This window comes from Paraflavitalea pollutisoli, from assembly GCF_029360705.1.
GTDB lineage: Bacteria > Bacteroidota > Bacteroidia > Chitinophagales > Chitinophagaceae > Paraflavitalea > Paraflavitalea pollutisoli.
The window spans coordinates 1740309-1759716 of record NZ_JARKMX010000008.1 but is presented as its reverse complement, the minus strand read 5'-3'; the positions used below and the strand labels follow the sequence as shown (position 1 = coordinate 1759716).

Sequence of the window (19408 nt, the reverse complement as noted above, 5' to 3'; positions counted from 1 at the left end):
ATAAATGCATATGAAAAGAACAACCCTGATGCTGGCGATCGCGGCGGTCCTGCTGAGTAGCTGTAAGGACCTGCTGGTGCCCGAAATCGAAAATAACCGGGACCTGAACCCGAATCAATACGTACCCAACGACGCACGTTTTCCTTTCGGCATTTTGCTGAACGGGTACAACCGTATACCTACCAACAGCTGGTCATTTAACGATGTGGCCACGGATGACGCCGTTACGAATGACCAGACCAATGGTCTGCTTAAAATGGCCAATGGTCAGTGGACGGCCAACAACAATCCTATCAGCCAGTGGACAAACGCGTTTGCCGGCATCCAATACATCAATATCCTGCTGAAGGATGTGGATACCGTGCAATGGGCGACGGATAAAACCGTGAGCCGGTTGTTTGGTATGCGTGTGAAGGGCGAGGCGTATGGCCTGCGTGCGCTGCTGTACTACCATTTGCTGCAAACGCATGCCGGTATCGGCGAGAGTGGTACCCTGTTGGGTGTGCCCCTCATCCTGGAGCCGCAGGGCAGCGATGCCAACTTCAACCAGCCGCGCGCCACCTTCGAGGCTTGTATGAAGCAGGTCTATAGTGACCTGACGACTGCTGAAAGTTTATTGCCACTCGATTTTGAAAATGTGAACAATGCATCGCAGGTACCGGGCAAGTTTGGTACGGTCACGGCAGAACAATACAACCGGGCGCTGGGTGTAAACTTCCGCGGGCTCGTCTCTGGCCGGATCGTGAAAGCCATTCGGTCGAAAGCGGCTTTGCTGGCTGCCAGTCCGGCCTTTGCGGCGGGCAATAGCGGCACCTGGGCCGATGCTGCCAACTATGCCGGCGAATTGCTGACCATGAAGGGTGGCATCACCGGGCTGGCCGCCAACGGACTCACCTGGTATGCGAATACCAGTGAGATTGCCGGTCTGGCAGACGGTGCCAATCCCGCCGAGATCCTGTGGCGCAATAATCATGGTGATAGCCGCGACCTGGAGCAGCAACATTTTCCGCCCAGCCTGTTTGGCAGCGGACGGTTGAACCCCACGCAAAACCTCGTGGACGCTTTCCCGACACTGACCGGTTATCCGATCGCAGAGGGTGCCAGCGGTTACGATGCCGCCAATCCCTACAATAACCGTGATCCACGCCTCAAGACCTATGTGCTGGTCAATGGTGGTACTGCGGGGCCTTCCAGTACGGTGATCAATACGGCGGTGGATGGGCCTACCAATGATGCCCTCAACAAAGTGGAGACCTCTACCCGTACCGGTTATTACATGCGTAAGCTGCTGCGTCAGGATGTGAACCTGAACCCCAACTCGGCCAATAACCAACGTCATTATAAACCCCATATCCGTTACACCGAGATCTTCCTGAACTATGCGGAGGCTGCCAATGAAGCCTGGGGCCCGATGGGAACCGGCAACAGTGCTTTCTCTGCGTATGATGTGATCAAGGCCATCCGCAAACGGGCCGGTATTGGGTTGACCAATGGTGACGCGTACCTGGAGTCGATAAAGGGTGACAAGGATCGCATGCGCACCCTGATACGCAACGAGCGACGGCTGGAGCTGTGCTTCGAAGGTTTCCGCTTCTGGGACCTGCGTCGCTGGAAAGCGCCGCTGACCGAAACGGCCAAGGGGATCAGCATCCGCAACAACGTGCCTTCGGTGATCGATGTAGAGACACGCCAGTTTCAACCCTTCACGACCTATGGCCCGATACCTTACGGTGAGATCCTGAAGTTTGGTGCACTGGAGCAAAACCAGGGATGGCGCTAATTAATAATGACCTTGAAAATCGTAATAATGAAAAAGTTGCTTTTACCACTGCTGGGCCTGTTTGTACTGTCGGCCTGTAATAAAGAGGCAGAGTTCCCGGATTTTGAATTCCAGACGGTGTATTTCGCGTACCAATACCCGGTACGTACGATCACTTTCGGTGAAGATGTTTTCAACACAGACCTCGATAATCAGGGCAAATGCCAGATCGTGGCGGCCACGGGTGGGGTATACTATAGTAAAAAAGACATCAACATTCCCATCGTCGTAGACCCCTCCCTGCTGGGCAACGGCATGTTGTTTGGTGCCGGTAAGGATGATGTGCTGGCGATGCCCACCAATTATTTTCAGTTGAGCGCCAACAGTATCGTGATCAAAAAAGGTGGTCTGACGGGTGCAGTAGATGTGCAGTTGACAGAGGCCTTCTTCAATGATCCCAAGGCGATCAAAAATACCTATGTGATCCCGGTTCGCATGACCGATAAGGCGGCTGCCGACTCTATCCTGTTTGGGAAAGGCTTTGTGCTGTATGCCATCAAATATGTGAATGACTGGCACGGTAACTACCTGCGTCGCGGCAAGGATGTCATCACGGGTAGTGTCAATAGTACCATCGTGCGTCACAAGCAATATGTGGAAGACGATGAGGTGAACAAGTTGTCGACCCGGGCCAGGAAGGAGATCGAGTTTCCCGTGGTGTACAAGGATAAGAACGGCATTAACGTCAACTGCACGCTTTTACTGCGCTTCGATGATGCAGGCAAATGCACCGTTACCAGCGGAACTGCGAACGTCACTGCAACCGGTAGTGGTCAGTTTGTGAAGAAAGGGGAGAAGAACAGTTGGGGTGGTAAGGACCGTGATGCGCTTTACCTCAACTATTCGGTGAGTTTACCGGATATGCAGGTGGCTGCCACGGATACGCTGGTCATTCGCGACAGGGCCGTGACCATGGAAACCTTTACACCTGTCAGGAAGTAATCTATTCTGCCATTTTTAATTTTTGTTATGCAAAAGCTACTAACGATCGCTGCAGGGATGTCGGTGTTGTCACTGATGACTGCCTGCAACAAATATAAATCGCCTGCCTTCGCCGTCGATAAACCAGCTACGGTAAGCGTGCAGGAAGACCTGGATGCCTACCCGGCTTTGAAAAGCTATATCAACCGTAGCGCACACCCCAATTTTAAATGGGGCGTTGCGCTGGGCTTGCAGGAATACCTTGATAAAGGGGTTAAATACCGGCTTGCCAACAAGAACTTCGATGAGATCGTGCTGGGTTATGAAATGAAGCACGGTGCCGTGGTGCAGGCAGATGGAAGTCTGGACCTGGTAAAAGTGAAGGCATTGCTCGAGACGGCCACCCAAAACAATATGGCGGTGTATGGCCATACCCTGGTATGGCATGCAAACCAAAAAGCCAGTTACCTGAATGGCTTGCTGTCGCCCCTGGTGGTGACGGCGCCTGCCTATAACAATGACCTGAACCTGGCCGGACTAAAAGACAAAAGTTTTACCGGCTGGAACCGGACCAACGCTGGTGCTGGTATTTCAGTGGCTGATAATGGAGGTATGGGGGCAGGAACCAAGTCGCTCAAACTGGTAGCAGGCACTGGCACTGCGGCGACGGACCTGCAACTGGTGACTCCTTCGATCACGGTCAATACCGCGCATAAATATGAAGTGGTGTTGTACATCAAATCGGATCTGCCGGGTGAAGGCCGTATCGCTTTCGAAGGCATGAAAGACAATACGCCTGCTATCGACTGGTCGAAATCGGGTAAGGCGACCGCTACTTTTACCACCGGTATCTCCTGGAAAGAAATACGTTTTCAATTGAGTGATTTCGCGGGTGGACCTATCAAACTGCACCTCGACCTCGGCTACAAGCCCGGGGTTACCTATACGGTGGATGTCAATAATTTTTATGTATACGATACGCAGGGTACGGCTGCTGTTACCAACCTGGTAACAGGCGGTGACTTTGAAAGCGGCTCCGGTTGGGGCGGCTGGGGTGGCAGCAGCACCCGCGGTGTGACGGCCGATGGCCTGGGCGTGGGCAATAAGGGCAAAGCCTTTTTTGTGACCAATCCTACAAAGGCTGCCAATTACTGGGATGTGCAGACGAGTTATCCGTTTGCCGCGAACCTGAGCAATGGGGAAACCTATGAACTCAGTTTCTGGGTGAAAGGTACCGCTGCCGGTGTGATCCGTCCGGAACTGCAAAGCACCGACTATTCCTCCAATGGTTTTGGTCAGGTGAATGTTACCACGGAGTGGAAACAGGTCAATATTGCGACAACGGCCACTTCGGATACCCGTAGCAGACTCATCTTCAGCTATGGTGAATTTGCCGGCACGGTATACATCGACGATGTGGTACTCAAGAACAGCAAGGCGACAGGTGGCAGCACCACCATTGCCGAGAAGAGTGCCGCAGAAAAAACAATGCTGATCGGTGGCGCACTGGATACCTGGATGAAGGGTATGCTCGATGCCAGCAAGGCAACGGTGAAGGCCTGGGATGTGGTGAACGAACCCATGGATGATGGCAAGCCTTATGAATTGAAAACAGGCGTGGGCAGGACACTGGCGACCGATGAGTTTTACTGGCAGGATTATCTCGGGAAAGATTATGGGGTGACCGCTTTCAAACTGGCACGCCAGTATGGCAATGCGACTGATATCCTGTTCATCAATGATTATAACCTCGAGTACAGCCTGGACAAATGCCGCGGCCTGATCGAATATGTCAAGTATATCGAAAGCAAGGGTGCTAAAGTGGATGGTATCGGTACGCAGATGCACATCAGTATCAGCAATGACAAAGCGAAGATCGACGAGATGTTCAAGCTGCTGGCGGCGACGGGCAAGCTGATCAAGATATCTGAGCTGGACCTTGGCGTAGGGGTGAAGACAACGGCTGCTACTGCCGAGCATTACCAAAAGCAGGCGGAGCTGTACAAATACGTGATCGATAAATACTTTGAACTGATACCTGCCAAACAGCGGTATGGTATTACGTTGTGGAGTCCGTTGGATAGTCCGGCCAGTTCGAGCTGGCGCGCCGGCGAGCCCATCGGCGTATGGACAGAATCTTATGTACGCAAACTGGCGTATGGCGCCGTGGCGGAATCGCTGAAGGCGAATACCAAGTAATACGAGGCATTAAGGCAACGAGGCATCGAGGTAACGTAGGAGATGCAAGAGGCATAAAGGCCCTTCATTACAAGCCAACGAGCTTAGGTGCTGTACACCTGATCAAGACATTACATGAGGAAAACGTTAGTGGCTTATTTCATACTACTGGTGTTAGCAGGTGCAGGATGTCAACCCGCACCTGCCGATGCCGTGGTGTTGCAGGCCGGACAATATACGCTGCTGGAAGACGAGTTGCAGGCATTGCGGCAGCAGGGCGGTTACCGGGAGCTGACGGATGTGGAACTGCGTGATCGGTTGGTAGAAGAGGCGCGTGTGCTCGCCTATGCTGCAGAGCACCGGTTCGATACCATCGTTGCGTTGCAGCAGCAACTGGCCTATGCAATACGTTACCAGGTATCGTCGGTCAATGGGTATTTATGGAATAAACAGGTGAAACCACTGCTGCAGGTGTCGCACGATGAGCTGAAAAAAGCGTATGTGCTGCGTAACCGGGAGTATTGGTTGGATTATTTATTCTACCCGGAAACCAGCAACACACCGGCGTCCGAGGGCGTGTCAGTTGCGCAGGCTGCCGGCGAAGGGGCCTGGCCTGCTTTGCGGCGGCGGGTACTGGCGCAGCCAGGTGCGCAGGCCTTCAGTGGCTGGAGTCGCTTCCCTTTTGTACCGCTGGCGGTTTACCTGCCAGCATTGGTGGCCCCACAGGTGGGCAAGGTATATGGCCCTGTGCGTACCCTGCATGGTCAGTGCGTAGTGTATGTGCGTGAACATCGGCCGGCCGCTGCACGTGATTTTGCAACAGACAGTGCGGCGATCTATGGTGAACTGTTGATGGCGTTGCAGGAAGATAAGATCTGGCGGAGCCAGGAACAGGTGATGCAACGGATGCAGCCGGTGTATCATGACGAGGCCATCCATTCCGTGGCGCAGGTGTATGACCCCGGCAGGCGTGCCTGGCCGGGTGTTGACAGCCGTGTGTTGCTGATGGAGTATTCCTGGCAGGACAGCCGGCAAGTGTTTACCCTGGCTGACCTGCAGGAGCTGGTTCGTTACCAACCTGTATTTGCCGGATCATTGCGGCAGGCTGGTGATGTCAAAAAACTACTGGCGGCCCACCTGATCGGCATCAGCCTGTACGACCAGGCGAATGCGCTGGGCATGCAGCAGGATCCTGTTTTTCTGTGGCAGCAAAAACATTATTTACGCGCTCTTTATCTACAGCATTATAAGCAATCCTTTGTTTATCCCCGGTTATCGGTACCGGATGCCGCTGTGCAGGACGCCTACCGGCATCAGCCGGCACGGAACAGTTTTGAGCAAGCGACCGTAGCCCTCTATAGCTATCCCGATCTTGCCACGGCCATGGCTGCCCGGCAATCGTTGCTGGATAGCGCCAGGGGCCGAACGGAAGGGAGCCAGTCACCGGCTGTTGCCTTGAACAAGGAGCTGCTGATCAGAACGGCAGATACCGTATGTGCTCCTGCGGTGTTTGACGCCATTCATCGGTTGACGCCCGGACACTTTTCCCTGCCGGTACTGGCGGATGGACAATATGTGGTGATCCGCTTGCTGCACAAACAAGGTGTGGTGCCGATGCCTTTCAAATATGCTGCTTCGGACCTGCGACAAAGCCTGCTGCAGCTGAAGGAGCGCGACCTGCTGCGGGACCTGGAAGACTCGTTTCCTATTCGCATCAATCGACTCAATGACCTGCTGGTGTTCAACAGCCAGTAGCGATCCATATAACGCCAGGCTTAGCCGGATCAAATGGATACTGTTATTTTTCAATTATTCAAAACCTGACATTATGAAAAAGTTGTTTTTCGTGTTTGCCCTTTTAATCGGATCTGTTGTGAGCAGTTATGCGTTCCAGCAGGCTTTATATGCCGGCCCACCCGTTGGTTATGCCGGTACCCTGGTGAATATTAATATGAATTGCAGTTATATCAAACTCGATCTTTCGTGGACGACACCTTCAGGCGGATCCGGTGGTGGTAGTGGTGTTGCTTATGGCGGCGGCACGCTGATCGGGGAACATACGTTTACACCCGGCTGGAGTGCCCAAACTTATAGTGGTGGCATTTTTTCGTACCAGTATTGGGGAGATGTTCAAATGTATTTATCCGGATCAAATTGTTATGGCACGGCGATCCTGGAATGGATGCCCTAACAGACGATTGTTTTAGTATCATTTGATCTTTGCTACAGCCTGTTCGTTCCGGGCACCCGGCCTTTCAGGGCCGGGTTGCCTTTTTTTAATAAAGAATTATCAAAAGTGAAACACATGCATTTTTTCCGATCTAGTACCCGATCGTTGGTGGTATTGTTGTTGGTGGCGACCTGTTCAGTTACTGTATTGCGGGCGCAGTCTATAACCTTCACCAATCCGATCCTGCAAGGCTTTTATCCCGATCCGAGTATTGTGCGGGCGGGCAATGACTATTACCTCGTGAACTCTACCTTCTCGTATTTTCCGGGGTTGCCCATCTTTCACAGCAAGGACCTCAAGAACTGGAAGCAGATCGGCAATGCCATTGACCGGCCCTCGCAGATGCAGTTCCTGAAACAGGGAACGACCCGTGGATTGTTTGCGCCTGGTATCAGTTTCCACAACGGTACTTTTTACCTGGCCTGTACCAATATCGATGATGGCGGCAACTTCGTGATCACCGCTACCAATCCGGCGGGTCCCTGGAGTGATCCTGTGTGGCTAAAGGACGTACGGGGTATCGATCCTTCGGTGCATTTTATCGATGACAAGGCTTACATCATCTACAACAGTGATCCACCGGAACATAAATCATTGTATCCGGGTCACCGTACCATACGTATGTATGAATTCGATCCCGTTGCCCTGAAGGTGGTCGGCGAAGAAAAGATATTGGTGAATGGCGGCGTTGATATCAGCAAGAAGCCCGTATGGATCGAAGGTCCGCACCTGTTGCAGCGCAATGGGTGGTATTACCTGTCTGCTGCGGAAGGTGGCACGTCTGTCAACCACTCGCAAGTGGTCTTTCGCAGTAAATCGGTATGGGGACCATATGTACCTTATGAGAAGAACCCCATATTAACACAAAGAGGATTGCCGGACAATCGCAAAGATCCGGTGACGTCTACCGGCCATGCGCAATTCGTGGACGGTCCGGATGGAAATACCTATGCCATTTTCCTGGCCTGTCGTCCGTATGAAGGCGATTATTACAATACCGGCCGGGAAACTTTTATTGCCCCGGTGCAATGGAAAGACGAGTGGCCGGTGATCAATCCCGATCATACCGAGGTGCAGTACCAGTATACTGCTCGGTTTCCGGAAGTGAAGCAGGCGGGGGCTTTGCCGCAAAGCGGTAATTTTTCCTACACGGTACAGTTTGCCAAAAGCTGGGATCCTTCTTTGTTGTACCTGCGGTCGGTAGATAGTCATGCCTTTAAACGCGATAAAAAGGGGCTCTCGCTGTTGCTGAAACCTGCCACGGTGCAGGAGATGGGTGTGCCTTCTTTTGTAGGCAAACGACAACAACACCTGTATGCGAGTGCCGAAACGGAATTGCGTTTTGCCGCCGCTGCAGAGCATGAAAAGGCCGGCTTTATGGTGTACCAGGCGGAGAACCATTTTTATTATCTCTGTCAGTCGGTGGCAGCCGGGAAGCCGGTGTTGCAATTGTACAAGGGGCGCAAGGGGGAGGAGATGCAGCTGCTGGCGTCGCAGGAGTTGGTGGGTAAGCCTGGTGCGGTGCAACTGAAGATCGATGCGAAAGGGGGCACGTATGATTTCTCGTATGCGGTAAAGAAAGGTGAGTGGAAGTTGCTGCAGGGCGGTGTGGATGCGAAGTATGTGAGCACGCGGACGGCCGGTGGATTTACCGGTTGCTTCTTTGCGCTCTATGCTACTTCACTGGGCAAGCCTTCTACCTCGTGGGCACAATATGCTTATCTACGTTACAGCGGCAATGATCCGATGTACAACAAGTAAAGTTTCTTTTTCACCTATTAGCAGTGAACGGGGGGATGGTCTCATCCTCCCTTTGTTATTTATGGCCGTTTATGGTAAATTGAGGACTATGATGATTGTTAGATGGAGAATATTACCTGCTGCGCTGCTGTTGGTATTGGTGAGTCAGGTTGCAGTTAGCTATGCACAAATACCCGGTCGGGAGCGTACCAGGATCAATGATGGCTGGCGCTTTATGCTGTACCCCGGTGAGGGAGATTCGCTGGTCTATGATGAGCGACCCGTGGTGGGTTATCGCAATGACAACATCGTGGCGGATACGCGTGCTACAGAATCGGGCAGGGGACAGTCGTCCTCCCGTGCCCTGAAAGCCTGGATATTGCCCACGGCCAATGAATTTATCAAAGACCCGGCGAAACATCACCGGCGTCCGGCTGGTGTAAGTCCTGGCGTTAATTTCCCCTTAGTGCATACGCAATTTGATGACAGCCGCTGGGACCTGGTGAACCTGCCGCATGACTGGGCGATCACGAAAGAGTTCTACAAAGAAGCCAATGCTATCGTTGGTGGAGGCATGGGACGATTGCCGATCCAAGGCGTGGCCTGGTATCGCCGTAAATTGGCAGTGTCTGCTACAGATCAGGGCAAATCCATTTACCTCGATATCGACGGTGCCATGTCGTACGCCATGGTATGGCTGAATGGTGTGCTGGTGGGTGGCTGGCCGTATGGTTATAATTCGTTCCGGCTTGATCTGACACCCTATATCCAATATGGTGGCGATAACCAACTTGCCATCCGCATCGATAATCCCAATCATGCTGCCCGCTGGTATCCGGGTGCTGGTTTGTACCGCAATGTGTGGCTGACGAAAGTAAGTCCGGTACATATCGGGCAGTGGGGCACGTTTGTGCGCACGAAAGAAGTATCGGCGCAATCGGCCGTGGTGGACCTGGTGGTGGAACTCGAAAACAGTAGTGCTGCTGCACAAGCCGAAGTGGCCACCGACCTCTACCTGGTCAATATGCTGACGGGTAAGCCTGGTGGTAAGGTGGCCAGCTTTGAACGGATGTCTGCCACCGTGCCTGCCGGTAAAAAAGGGAAGGCCAGTGCTTCGATAGTGCTCATGAATCCCAAATTATGGGGACCACGCCCCACCGCCATTCAGTCGATGTATGTAGCCGTGAGTCAGGTGTATGTAGGCGGCAAGCTGGTGGATACGTATGAAACGAAATTCGGTATCCGTTCACTGGAGTTTCACCCCACCAACGGTTTGCTGGTGAATGGCACACCGGTGCGTATGCAGGGCGTGAATCAACACCATGATCTCGGGGCGCTGGGTGGTGCTTTCAATGTGCGGGCTGCCGAGCGGCAACTGGAACTATTGGCCGAGCTGGGCTGCAATGCCATCCGGCTGGCGCACAATCCGCCTGCTCCTGAATTGCTCGACCTCACCGATCGCATGGGTTTCCTGGTGATCGATGAGGTATTCGATTGCTGGGAGAAAGGCAAGACGCCCCTCGACTTTCACCTGATCTTCCCGGATTGGTACGAGGCCGATACGCGTTCTTTCATTCGCCGCGACCGCAACCATCCTTCCGTGATTGCCTGGAGTTTTGGCAATGAGGTGGGCGAGCAGTATACGGCCGATTCCGGTGCCATCGTCGCAAAGCGACTGTACGACATCGTCAAAGACGAAGATCCTACGCGGCCTGCCACCGCTTCCATGAACTATGCCAAACCTACCATGCCTTTTCCGGCGGTGATGGATATTATTAGTCTCAACTACCAGGGCGAAGGCATCCGGGATGCACCGGCTTATGCCCATCTCAAGGGTATTCGTACGACGCCGTTGTATCCGGCATTCCACGACGCATTTTCGCAAAAGCTCATCTTCAGCAGCGAGAGCGCTTCGGCGTTGAGTACGCGGGGTACTTATGTGTTTCCTGTAACGCCTGGTATCAGCGCACCTGTGAGCGATTCTACAGGGGGCAACCCGGTGGCTCAGTTCGTGAGTGCGTATGAATTGTATACAGCGGCTTTTGGCGCTTCGCCCGATAAGGTATTTGCTTCGCAGGATAAACACCTGTATGTGGCCGGTGAGTTTGTGTGGAGTGGCTGGGACTATATTGGAGAGCCTACCCCATACTATGGTGCCCGCAGTTCTTATTGTGGTATCATCGATCTCGCTGGCTTTAAGAAAGATCGTTTCTGGCTGTACCAATCCCGCTGGCGGCCCGATCTACCGGTGGCACATATTCTGCCGCATTGGAACTGGCCCGACCGTACCGGTAAGGTGACGCCCGTGCATGTGTTCTCATCGGGTGATGAAGCGGAACTGTTCCTCAATGGTCGATCGTTGGGTCGTAAAAAGAAAGGGCTTTATGAATACCGTTTCCGGTGGGACAGTGTGATGTATACACCCGGTGACCTCAAGGTGCAGACCTATAAGGACGGAAAGTCCTGGGCCAGTGAAGTGATACGCACTACCGGTGTGGCTACCGGCCTGAAGCTGGAAGCTGACCGCAAAACGATTGCAGCAGATGGGGATGACCTGTCGTTTATCACCGTGCGTGTGGTGGATAAGGAGGGGCGTGTAGTACCCGATGCGGCACCATCGATCCGCTTCAGCGTGGCAGGTGCGGGTGAGCTGGTCGCGACAGACAATGGCAACCCAGCTGATCTCGTTAGTTTTGCATCGCCCGAACGCCGGGCTTTCGGCGGACTGGCGCTGGCAATCGTGCGGGCAAAAAAAGGGTTTAAAGGAACCATTACCCTACAAGCTACTTCGAATGGGTTGAATGCCGGCACGATCAACATTCAGGCAAAATAATGTTCGTTGAAAATAACAAGGCGATTGACGGAGTACCCGGCAATCGCCTTTTGTTATTATATTGTTTGTCTATTGATCAGTGCGGAAGGGAGACGCAGGTAATCTCTCCTGGTTGCCCAGGTTGGGATTGTCGGGATTATCGGACCAGGCGTACCGAACGTATTTAGGTTGTGTTACCTGGTCGCTCGATACAACCACCTTGCCGTTTTCGATCCTGGCAGTGGCCCATACAAATTTCTTATCGGCACCGGCGATGGCAAAATTGCTGAGTGGCTCGTTGTCGAGTGCAATGAGTCCGCCCCCGGTATGGGTAAAACTGATGACGATCTTGTTGCCTTCTACGCTGGCCGACTCATAGATGGGTCCGCTGTATTCAAATCCCTTCTCTCCATATACGATAGCGCGCGCAGCGAGTGCCAGGCGATCGCCTACCGATTTTTTATTGTCGGGGTGCACATCATTCCATTCGCCGAGGTCGATGGCGACGGCCATGCCGGTGTTGGGAATGGACAGTGATTTTCTTTGTGCTTCGCGGAAGGTAGCCCAGCTACTTTCTTCGGGGCGGTAGTTGACATCCATATAACCCGGCAGTTGCACGAACAGGAAGGGCAGTTCGCCCTGGTTCCACCGGCTGCGCCAATCCGCGATGAGGGCAGGTTGCAACCTTGCATATTCATCAGGTCGTCCCGCATTGGTTTCGCCCTGGTACCAGCAAAATCCTTTGAGGGTATAGTTGAGTATTGGTGCGATCATGCCATTGTAATTGGCCATGGGTTGGTTTTGTGCAGCAACCGGTGGCGGCACGGGGTTGGTCACGGGTTCAAATACTTCGCCCACTTTGTATTGCCAATAACCCGTTAGACTAACCGTGTCGTTGCCGGCAAATACATAGTATGGTTTGTCGGACACGAATCCACCTTTGCCATTGAAATTGCTGACGCGGATGGCGAAGGTGTTCTTGCCGGCTTTCAGCAATCCTGCCGGCACATTGTATCTTCTTTGCGGATAGAGGTAGGTGGTGTTGCCCACCTGTTTGCCATTGATGTACAATACATCTGCATCGTGTATGCGGCCCAGAAAGACGCGTGCTTCCTTACCGGTCATCGATGCGGGAATGTCTATTTCACGGCGGTACCAGATGGTGCCGTTGAGGTCTTTGATGCCCTGGTCTTCCCAATACCCCGGTATGGCGATATCGCGCCAGGCCTTTGGCTGGTAAGCGGGATCATACCAATGTTGGAGACCGGTAAGTCCTTTGTCTTTGACCGGGCCGGGCTTGTTGGCCGCTGACGCATTACGCTGCAGGGTATTGATGTAGGCGGTATCTCTGTTGCGTTGTATGGTGCTGACGAAGTTAGGAAATGTCTGCAGGGCTTCTTCGCTGATCCAGGATTCGATGGGGGTGCCACCGATAGATGCGTTGATGATGCCGATGGGCACTTTATAGCGTTCGTTGATATCGCGGGCGAAGAAATAAGCAACGGCCGAGAAGTTGCGTACATCTTCGGGATTGGCCCATTTCCAGTTGCCGCCAGCGAGGTCTGCACGGGTAGCGTTCATGTCATTGACATAGGGTATCCAGAACTGGCGTATCTGCGGGTTGTTGGCGGTGGCGATGTCATTGGCATAGCGTACACTGTGCAGGTTCATCTGGTGCACCATGTTGGACTGGCCTGCACAGAGGTATACATCCCCCACGAGTATGTCTTTCAGTTCGATCTTGTTGCTGCCGGCAATCTCCATCATATACGGGCCGCCGGCTGGTGTAGGAGCCAGCCATAGCCGCCACTTGCCATCGGCTGCGGTGGTGGTGGTGTAGCGCTTGTTGTTGAAGCGGACAGTGACCTTTTCTTTGGGCGAGGCCCATCCCCAGAGGCTGACCTTCGTATCGCGTTGAAGGATCATGCTGTCACGCACCAGCCGGGGTAGCTTCACCTGGGCTGAGGTGGTTTGTGTGCCGAGCAGGGTGGTGATCGCCAGTGCTGCAGGCAGCAGTCGACTGGTTTGTAGGGTGTTGGTAAACAATCGTATCATAGGGGACGAACGTACTGTATTTTGTTGCATATTCCTAATACTCCTTTAACCAAGTCGTATCGACTACAATTTGTTTTTGGCACCAATCACGGCGTAGAAGGCAGGCTTGGGGTCATTTTGCCGGTCAAACAACAGCGGGTAATTCGTGCGACCTCCAATGGGGAAGTTGTTGAGCCAGGATTGACCGTCGCCTACACCCCAGAAGGTGATGCGGGTGATCTTGTCGCGGTGCTTAAGGAACAACTGGAAGAGTTGTTCATAGGCCTGGCTGAGCTGGGTATGTACAGAGTCGGGCAATCCGGCTGTGTAAGGATTCATGCCTTCTTTTTTAGTGGTGCTGGTGTTGCTTACATCGGCGGTATTGGCATCCCAGGGATTGGGCAGTACGCTGATGTCGAGTTCTGTGAACATTACTTTTAGTCCGAGGGCATGGTAGGCAAGGATGCTTTTTTCAATCTCTGCCAGCGGCAAATTGTTGATGCGCCAGTGGCCTTGTATACCTACGCCATCGATGCGGGCGCCCGACGCCTGCAGTTTTTTGATCAGCGCAATGGCACCGGCTCTTTTCTTCGGTTGTTCGATGTTGTAATCGTTGTAGTAGAGTTCGGCACCGGGGTCTGCCTGCTGCGCTAATTTGAAAGCCTCTTCCAGGTATTGCTCGCCCAGCAGGTTCAGGAAGGGTGACTTGCGCAGGCTGCCATCTTCGTTGAGTGCCTCGTTGACAACATCCCAGGAATATACTTTGCCTTTGTAGTGACCGGCTACCGTGGCGATGTGGCTGGTGAAGAATTGGCGCAGTGAGTCGGCATTCCGGATGCGCCGGGCAAAGGATGGCATCTGACTGTGCCATACGAGGGTGTGCCCGTTTACTTTCATCTGATGCTGTTGCGCATAGTCGATCAATTTATCGGCAGCTTCAAAACGGAACTCACCCCAACGTGGTTGCAGGTGTTGTGCCTTCATGGCATTCTCAGCTGTTATGGCGTTGAATTGCGCCGGTATCAGGTCGGCTAGTTTCCCATCCTGTGCGTTCACCTGGAAATTGTTGAGCGCTGTGCCGATGAGGAAATCATCTTTGAAGGTGTTTTTCAAAGATGGAGTGGGTGCGGTCTTTGTGCTGGTGGAATGACCGGATTGCGTGTTGGTAGGGCTGGCTGTCTGACTGGCATATTTGCCTGCGCATCCTGCGCCTATCAACGTGGCCAGTGTTGCAGCGATGGTGATGTTGTTGATCTTGTTCATGGGTAAAGCTGGTGGATTGCACCTGCACTAATGTCCATAAAAAAAGACCAGCAATCGCTTGTCGGCCCTTATTGCTGTATTTTTTGAGACGTTAGGGCTAAACAGCTCCTTTCTTGTGCCGCGTAATGTATTCCGAAGGCAGCAGGTTGAATTTTGCCTTGAATGATTTGGCGAAATAATTGGGTGTCGAGAAACCCACCTGGTAAGCGATTTCTGCAATGGTCATGTCGCTTTTTTGCAACAGCACCGCGGCTTTGTCGAGCCGGTAGGCGCGGATGTATTCGACCGGTGTTTGTCCGGTCAGCTCCAGCAGTTTGTTGTAGAGGGAGCTGCGGCTCATGCCTACTTCGCGGCTCAGGCTTTCTACAGATAATTGTGAATTGGTGAGGTTCTCTTCGAGGTAGGCAACGATGCGGTTGAGTAGTTTCTCATCGCCGGTGGTCACACTGACCTCTGGCGCCAATACCTTGATCTGTTTTGTATAGGTAGTCTTCAGGGTGTTGTTGAGGTGCAGCAGGTTGCGTATGCGCGCATGCAATACCTCTACATTGAAAGGTTTGGTGATGTAGTCGTTGGCACCGGTACTGAGGCCTGCCAGTTGTTGTTCTTCGGCGGTGAGGGCGGTCAGTAAGATGACGGGTATATGGCTGGTACGTTTATCGGCCTTGAGTTTTTGCACGAGACTGATGCCGTCCATTTCGGGCATGGTGACATCGCTGACGATCAGTTGTGGATGTTGGGCCAGGGCTTTTTGCCAGCCTTCTTTTCCGTTGACGGCTTCCAGTATTTTGTATTGGTGGCGCAGGTTGTCTTTAAGGTAGAAACGGAAGTCTTCGTTGTCTTCCACCAATAATACAACCGGTTGGTCGGTGTCTGCGGGGGATGCGTAACTGAGGATGGCGGCTGTAGGTTCCTCTTCCGGTATCGGCTGGTCATCGCCAGTGGCCAGTGGGTCGGCTACCTCCGGCAACCCGGCCAGGGTAAGGGGCAGTTGCAGGGTGAAGGCTGAGCCTTGTCCGGGTTCACTGTCTACCGTGATGATGCCGCCCTGCATGGTGATGAACTCTTTGGTGATGGACAAGCCGATGCCCGATCCCTGGTTGAGCACGGCGCCGGTGGTATTGGTTTGGAAGAAGCGATCGAATATCTGTTCCTGTTGTTCTTTGGGAATGCCGATGCCGGAGTCCTGTACTTTGATGCTGACCCATTGCTGGCCGTGGGCGGCAGTCCGTACGGGTGTGTCGATCGATACACTGACATGCCCGCCTTCGAGGGTAAACTTGAAGGCATTGGACAACAGGTTAAAGAGAATACGTTCTATTTTGTCGTGGTCAAACAGGGCAGGCAGTGCGGGCAAGGTACTGCTGAAGCGGAATTGTATGTTCTTGCGTTCGGCAAAATCCATGAACGAGTCTGTTACTTCTTTTACAAAAGAAACGAATTCCCCCTGCGAGAGTTGCAGGCGCAGTTCGTGTTCTTCCATTTTGCGGAAGTCGAGCAGTTGGTTGACGAGGTTGAGCAGGCGCCGTGCGTTGCGCTTGACCATCTGTAATTTGCCGAGCCGGTTGGGGGTGTTTTCGCCGGTGATCAGCTGGTCAACCGGTCCCATGATGAGGGAGATGGGCGTGCGGAAATCGTGGCTGAGGTTGGTAAGGAATTTGATCTTCAGCCGGTCAAGTTCACGGATGCGCTGGGCTTCCTGCCGTTCCTGCTCCAGTTGAAATTTCTTGCGGAGGCGGGCTATGCCTACACGGCGGCTGTATAACAATATACCTGCTGCCAGCAGTACATAGGCGATATAAGCCCAGGTGGTACGCCAGAAGGGCGGTTGTACGTAGATCCGGATGGTACTGTCTTCCGTACTCCAGATGCCATCGTTGTTGCTGGCCTTTACCCGGAAGGTGTATTCACCCGGATCGAGGTTGGTATAGGAGGCGGTGTTGATGATGCCGGTATAGTTCCAGTCCTTGTCGAAGCCTTCTAATTTGTACGCATAATGATTTTGCCGCGGTATGGTGTAGTTGAGGGCTACAAAGCTGACGGCAAAATTCTGCTTGTACGCGAGGTGTATCTCTTTGGCTACGGAGATATGTTCCTGGATAGGGGCGTCGTCACCGGGTTGTACCGACTTGTTGGATATTTTCAGGTCGGTGATCAGTACCCGTGGTACATTGCGGTTAATGGCCAGTTTTCCGGGATCGAAGTAATTGAATCCCTCGATGCCGCCGAAGATCAGTTGTCCGTCGCTGAGGGCGATGCCGGCTGCATGCGAAAAGTTGTTGTTCTGTACACCGTTGAGGTGGGTGTAGTTGCGGAATGTTTTATTGATGGGGTCAAAGCTGCTGATGCCGGTGTTGGTGCTCACCCAGATGAGGCCGTTGCGGTCTTCGATCACCTGGTAAATGGTATTGTTTTGCAGCCCATCTTTTTCCGTATAGGTAATGAAGTTTTTTTGTTGTTCATCGTAGTAACTAAGGCCTTCACCAAAGGTGCCGATCCAGATATGTCCTTTGCTGTCGCGCAGCATGGCCTGCACTTTATCGCTCGGCAACTGGCTGTTGGTTTGGGTGTAGCTGGTCCATTGCCGGTTGTTGGGATTGTATACACTGATGCCCCCGCCGTGCGAGCCGATCCAGATATTGCCCGCCAGGTCTTCCTCTATGGCGCGTACAAACCCGTTGCGGGGCAGCAATTGCTCGTTGGTGGCTCCCGGGGTAGGGGTGGGCGTAAAGCGGGTGATGACCTTGCCATTCCGGAGCAGGTTGATGCCTTCGCCGTTGGTGCCTACCCACAGATCTCCGTTGCTGTCTTCTTTGAAACAAAAAATATTGTTGGAGTTGAGGTCGGCAGGGCCTGGTGCCTGGCGAAGGTATTGCCGGTGGCCGGTTTGCAGGTCGAAGACGACGATGCCCCAGGCATAGGTGCCAACATATAATTTATTATCGCGCGTACGGCAAAGTGCCAGTACCGACAGGGGGTGTTTGCTGTCGACCGGCAGGCCGAGGTCGATGGGGGTAACCTGTTCGGTTTTGTGGTTGAAACGATAAAGGCCACCGCCATCCGATCCGATATAGATGCTGCCATCCGGCGTTTCGGCAAAGGCGCTGATGATGGTGGTTTTGCGGGTTTGCGGGAAAAAGGACTGGCTGAGTTTAAAGTCGAACAGGTTGAGGTGACGGTCATATTTGTTGACACCACCACGGAAGGTGCCGATCCAGCAGATACCCTGGTTGTCGACGTAGGTGGAGCGTATGAATTTGCTGGTGAGGCTATGGATATTCCCATCTTGTGGCACATAGCTGTCGACCTGCTGTTTGCCGGGGTCCACGATGCTGAGTCCATGGACGGTGCCTACCCAGAGTTTGCCGGTTTCATCGACGGCGATGCTGGTGATCTCATTGCTGATGAGGGTGGAGGCGGGGCCGCTGAGGTAGGGATAGTTGATGAAGCCGGACCCATCTGCTTTAAACGTGGAAAGGCCGTTGCTGGTGCCGATCCAGATATTGCCCGCCTTGTCTTCTGTAATGACTTTGATGTCGTTGCTGTTGAGGCTGGCCGGGTTGTCTGGATGATGCCGGAACCGGCTCGCTTTGCGGGTAGCTGGTTCATACAGGTACAGTGCCTGGGTGGCGCCGATCCATACCCTTTGGCGGCTGTCGACGAATAGGCAGTTGAATACGTGGGTAAGGGGTTGCTGCTGATCGGCGGAAGACAGGTCAATGCGGGTGATGCTGGCTCTGCCGGGTGTCAGTTGAAACAGGTTTTCGTACTGGGCGATCCAGAGGCGGCCGGATGGGTCGCTGTCGATGCCACGGACGACAGCATTGGGCGGTAATTCGGGTGTTTTTCCGTCGGTCGGGTAATGGATAAACAGGTCCTGGCGGCGGTCGTACAGACTGAGGCCGCCACCGCTGGTACCGATCCAGAGGTTGCCGGCGGGGTCTTCGTGCAGGGTCAGTATCTCATTGGACCGGAGGCTGGAGGGCACGCCGGGGAGGTGGCGGTATTGAGTAAAGTTGGTGCCGTCGAATTTATTGAGGCCATCGTCGGTGGCAAACCACATCAGTCCGTAATGGTCTTTGATGATGGCGTTGACGGAATTGGAAATAAGTCCGTCGCGGAGGGTGAGGGAGGTGAAGTTGATATGGCCGGTCTGTGCCTGTCCGATAAGTGTCAGCAGCAGCAGGAAGAGCAGGGGCAAAGTTTTTTTTGTAGACATAGGTAGCAATCGTTCTGGCTGGGTTACGGCATGGCCCGGTTTTACTCCCCGAAAATAGGTAATGTAGCCTAATCAGACAATGCTACCCGCTGAAACGCTTCACCCGCTACGGTTTCAGAACATTTGTCGCAGCATTTTCAACAAATGAAGCATCGCTCCGGTGGCTGGCCGGGTAGTTTTGTGGGGTAAGCG

Annotated in this window: 10 protein-coding genes; 7 read left to right on the top strand and 3 right to left on the bottom strand. The window is 53.3% G+C overall.

The window, feature by feature from the left end:
• The first annotated feature begins 10 nt into the window (after positions 1-10).
• The 7 genes from P2W70_RS20705 to galB all read left to right on the top strand — a co-directional run bounded on the left by P2W70_RS20705 (position 11) and on the right by galB (position 11721).
• Positions 11-1780: a RagB/SusD family nutrient uptake outer membrane protein gene (locus P2W70_RS20705; RefSeq protein ID WP_276483428.1), complete on the top strand. Its 1770-nt coding sequence runs from the start codon at positions 11-13 to the stop codon at positions 1778-1780.
• Between the two features lie 27 nt (positions 1781-1807).
• Positions 1808-2761, top strand: coding sequence for a DUF5627 domain-containing protein (locus P2W70_RS20700; protein ID WP_276483427.1), 954 nt, complete (start codon positions 1808-1810; stop codon positions 2759-2761).
• A gap of 27 nt (positions 2762-2788) precedes the next feature.
• Positions 2789-4939 (top strand): endo-1,4-beta-xylanase, encoded by a 2151-nt coding sequence (locus P2W70_RS20695; RefSeq protein WP_276483426.1) that lies wholly within the window; start codon positions 2789-2791, stop codon positions 4937-4939.
• Positions 4940-5053: 114 nt separating this feature from the next.
• On the top strand, positions 5054-6673 hold the full coding sequence (locus tag P2W70_RS20690; RefSeq protein ID WP_276483425.1) for a peptidylprolyl isomerase: 1620 nt from the start codon (positions 5054-5056) through the stop codon (positions 6671-6673).
• Between the two features lie 73 nt (positions 6674-6746).
• Positions 6747-7109 (top strand): hypothetical protein, encoded by a 363-nt coding sequence (locus P2W70_RS20685; RefSeq protein ID WP_276483424.1) that lies wholly within the window; start codon positions 6747-6749, stop codon positions 7107-7109.
• A gap of 114 nt (positions 7110-7223) precedes the next feature.
• On the top strand, positions 7224-8909 hold the full coding sequence (locus P2W70_RS20680; protein WP_276483423.1) for a glycoside hydrolase family 43 protein: 1686 nt from the start codon (positions 7224-7226) through the stop codon (positions 8907-8909).
• A gap of 88 nt (positions 8910-8997) precedes the next feature.
• On the top strand, positions 8998-11721 hold the full coding sequence (gene galB, locus P2W70_RS20675; RefSeq protein WP_276483422.1) for a beta-galactosidase GalB: 2724 nt from the start codon (positions 8998-9000) through the stop codon (positions 11719-11721).
• A gap of 69 nt (positions 11722-11790) precedes the next feature.
• On the opposite strand, the gene P2W70_RS20670 is transcribed toward galB, so the two are convergent.
• The 3 genes from P2W70_RS20670 to P2W70_RS20660 all read right to left on the bottom strand — a co-directional run bounded on the left by P2W70_RS20670 (position 11791) and on the right by P2W70_RS20660 (position 19216).
• Positions 11791-13755 carry a sialate O-acetylesterase gene (locus tag P2W70_RS20670; RefSeq protein WP_276483421.1) on the bottom strand — a complete coding sequence of 655 codons (1965 nt, stop codon included), beginning with the start codon at positions 13753-13755 and terminating at the stop codon, positions 11791-11793.
• A gap of 63 nt (positions 13756-13818) precedes the next feature.
• A complete protein-coding gene (locus P2W70_RS20665; protein ID WP_276483420.1) occupies positions 13819-14997 on the bottom strand; it encodes an endo-1,4-beta-xylanase in 1179 nt (392 codons plus the stop codon).
• A 97-nt stretch (positions 14998-15094) separates the two neighbouring features.
• Positions 15095-19216 (bottom strand): hybrid sensor histidine kinase/response regulator transcription factor, encoded by a 4122-nt coding sequence (locus tag P2W70_RS20660; protein WP_276483419.1) that lies wholly within the window; start codon positions 19214-19216, stop codon positions 15095-15097.
• Between the last annotated feature and the right edge of the window lie 192 nt (positions 19217-19408).